This window comes from Moorena sp. SIO3E8 (assembly GCF_010692445.1).
Taxonomy (GTDB): domain Bacteria; phylum Cyanobacteriota; class Cyanobacteriia; order Cyanobacteriales; family Coleofasciculaceae; genus Moorena; species Moorena bouillonii.
The window spans coordinates 1-3248 of the sequence record NZ_JAAHHM010000285.1 but is presented as its reverse complement, the minus strand read 5'-3'; the positions used below and the strand labels follow the sequence as shown (position 1 = coordinate 3248).

Here is a 3248-nt window from a genome sequence, read left to right as displayed (position 1 = left end):
CAAATCTAAGAAAAGAGAAGGCAGTGATAAATGAGTTCTTTTGGAGTTAGTTGCGCCGTGTACTTGGAGACTTGTTCGCACGGTGCTTAGGGGACGAAGCGGGGGTAACCCTGCTGACTTACCCAATCACACATAGTTTGTGACTGGGGACATAAGCCGCGCTTCTTGGTTGACGTGTAAAGCGCGGCTTTTTGTCCATAAATATTATCGAAATATCGGACATTTTTATTATTACTAATATTTCAAAAAATGTCAATAATAAATTTTAAGTTTGCAACATTATTTTACAAATTTAAGTAAATGAATAAATTGGGAGGTTATTTATAATAAATATCATTTGTTTTAGGAATTAAATTAGTACTATAATTTAGGTATTATGGAGTAGTATTCAGAGATGATAATGTGGCGACATAAGGGATATTTAAAAATTATTTTGATGTAAATTATGCGAGTAAATGTGATCAAATAATCAGGACTAGTAACTAGATAATTCAAGGATTTATTAATGGTGTCAAAATGATTAAACTATCTCAATAAATATGATTCAGCTTCGGCTTCATTTTATGAAACGTCAACCCATGAGGAATGGTCAGCAGAATTTCAGGCATGGGTAGACAGTCATAAGAGTCGAGATATTCCTGTGCTTAGTGATGAAGCGATGAGTAGAGAAAGTATTTATCCGGATCGGTTGTGATGGCTTACCTGTTAGATACAAACATATTGCTGAGCAGGAAAAAATTCAGCGTTGCTGATTCTGGGTATGGTTTTGCCCCCCTAGGGCGTGTTTTCAAAGTTTTCCGCAAGATTATGATCCCCCCCAGCCCCCCTTAAAAAAGGGGGGAGCCATACTCAAAGTCCCCCTTTTTTAAGGGGGATTTAGGGGGATCTCCGAGTTTGATAACACGCCCTAGGGCGTGTTGTCAAAGTCGTTGTATCCTAATACTAACCCACCGAACCTGTAAAGACACCCAAAGCATAAGGATAGATGACTGAATTCCAGATTCGCTTAGCTCAAATTTCAGATGTAGAACCTATCTTGGCTTTCTGCCAATATACCTGGGAAAATAAAAACGATTACATGCACTTAGTATTGGAGAAACGGATTAACAATCCTGAAAATAAAGTTTTTGTAGTTACTCTTGATGATATCCCTGTGGCGATGCAGGAAATCGTTATTTTGTCAAAACAGGAAGCTTGGCTAAGTTCTTTGAGAGTAGATCGTCGCTATCGACGGCGAGGTTTATCTAAATTATTAGATGCACATACAAATATAGCAAGTCTTATACCCATGAGGTACAAATCTCTGGTTTTTAGGGAGCAGGGAGCAGGGAGCAGGGAGCAGGGAAGAATGAAGAGGGAAGAGGGAAGAGGGAAGAGGGAAGAGGGAAACAATAATGTGTACCTCATAGCTATGATAAACGCTATAAGTATTTATCTCAACTAAATGTTCCTATATTACGTTACTGTGTCTTGTCTGACAATGAACTAATGTTGAAAATTATCTCTCGCCGAGGAGATCAAAAAATAGATAGTTATAGTCTTTATAAAGCTGATGCTATTGCTTCAGAAACCAACCAGTTAATTCAATTAGATCTGAAAGATTTTGATGATAGTTGGTCTTTAATCATTAGAAACTATTTATTATACAAAAAACAAACATTTTACACACAATTAATTCCTAAATGTCAAACCCTTACTCCTGAGTTATTAAAAGAATGTCTGCTTGGTGGAAAAGTTTTCGGATTAAGAGAAAATGAAAGATTACGAGGTATAGCTATTCAAAGTTACTCGGAAGTTTCAGAAGAAGAGTTTTATATTGGTTATCTTCATGGAGAGCCAGAAATCTTGACAGTGCTTCTCTGTGAATTATGTAAATTAGCCTATTCTTTAGGTAAGTCAGTGGTTAAAGGTCTTTTTCCTTTGAATGATATTTTCGCAAATGCTCTTTCCCAAGCTGCTTTTCAAAGAATACATCAAGCAGAAATAGGGATATATCGCTCTTCTTTAAAAATTACTTCTTAATTCTTAATTCTTAATTCTTAATTCTTGATCACTGAAGAACTATAGCTTTCAAGAATATCGATACAATTTGCGATCGCACCCAAATGAGCAATTTCATAACCATGGGTATTTTGGGTAGGAAAACTCAAGCAAGCAGCACGAGCAACATGACCAAACTTCATGGCGATGGAAGCATCAGAGCCAAAACCATCAATAACCGCCAACTGAATCGGGACTTCACAACGTTCTGCCGCTTCTCCCAATTCCCGATTTAACCCTTCATCGTAGATGCCATAATTATCTTGAGAGAGCAATACTGGTGCTGGTCCATCTTCGATAGGGTACTCCCCAGACAAGGGACAAATTTCCAGAGCAATCAAAGCATCTAGAGATTTATTCTGGGTAAAATACAAAGCCCCAATTGCCCCTACTTCCTCCTTTGCTGATGCCACCAAATACGTATCAACTGCCGGAGTTTTCAAGCGTTGGGCTAACGTTAGCAAAATCGCCACCGATGCCTTATTATCCAGGGTATAGCTAGCAATATAATCCTTAAGCCGCACAGGTCTCTTACGATGTTTACCAACCACCATACGACTGCCTGGACGCACCCCAGCCTCTGCCAATTCTGTAGTACTACATTTGGTTTCAATCCAGGCATCTTCCCAACGTAGAGGAGTATCATGCTGCAACGCTTTTTGGGGAGATTCATGGGAAACATGACGTGAGCCAAAGGAAAGAATACCGCTAATGGTATAGTTATCCCCCAACAGATCCACCACACCTTCACCATAAACCCAAGGAAAAGAACCACCCAACCGGCGCACTTCCACCCGTCCTGCGTCACCGATCCGTTTAACAATGCCACCAATTTCATCTTTATGAGCAGTAATCGCAATGGGACTAGCACCAGCATCCTTACCAGGGATTTTAGCAATGACATTTCCCGCCCGATCCTGCCAAGTTTCCACCCCTAAAGCTTGAAACCGATGCAGTAACAATTGGTCAATTTCCCCTTCTGCACCACTAGGGGAATGGTGCATAACTAACTCTTCTATGGTTTTGAACAGTTGGTTGTAATTGTTAGTCATTGTTGGGAAAAGGGAACAGGGAGTCGGGAGTCGGGAGTCGGGAGTCGGGAGTCGGGAGTCGGGAGTCGGGAATCGGGAGTCGGGAGTCGGGAGTCGGGAGTCGGGAGGCGGGAGTCGGGAATCGGGAGTCGGGAATCGGGAGATAGGAAGAGTACA

General features: G+C 40.7%; 3 protein-coding genes and 1 pseudogene. 2 read left to right on the top strand and 2 right to left on the bottom strand.

Annotated elements, in window-relative coordinates; genetic code table 11:
* Positions 1-985 precede the first annotated feature (985 nt).
* Positions 986-1195 (top strand): annotated as a pseudogene (locus F6K46_RS40505) (hypothetical protein); the annotation flags it as partial.
* A gap of 29 nt (positions 1196-1224) precedes the next feature.
* Here the strand turns inward: F6K46_RS40505 and F6K46_RS38940 are convergent.
* Positions 1225-1407: a hypothetical protein gene (locus F6K46_RS38940; RefSeq protein ID WP_293067409.1), complete on the bottom strand. Its 183-nt coding sequence runs from the start codon at positions 1405-1407 to the stop codon at positions 1225-1227.
* Between the two features lie 63 nt (positions 1408-1470).
* On the opposite strand from F6K46_RS38940, the gene F6K46_RS38935 reads away from it, so the two are divergent.
* Complete coding sequence (locus F6K46_RS38935; protein ID WP_293067411.1) at positions 1471-2022, top strand: hypothetical protein; 552 nt, start codon at positions 1471-1473, stop codon at positions 2020-2022.
* A gap of 17 nt (positions 2023-2039) precedes the next feature.
* Here the strand turns inward: F6K46_RS38935 and F6K46_RS38930 are convergent, their stop codons facing one another.
* Positions 2040-3092, bottom strand: a complete 1053-nt coding sequence (locus tag F6K46_RS38930; RefSeq protein WP_075896591.1) for a M42 family metallopeptidase — start codon at positions 3090-3092, stop codon at positions 2040-2042.
* Positions 3093-3248: the final 156 nt, after the last annotated feature.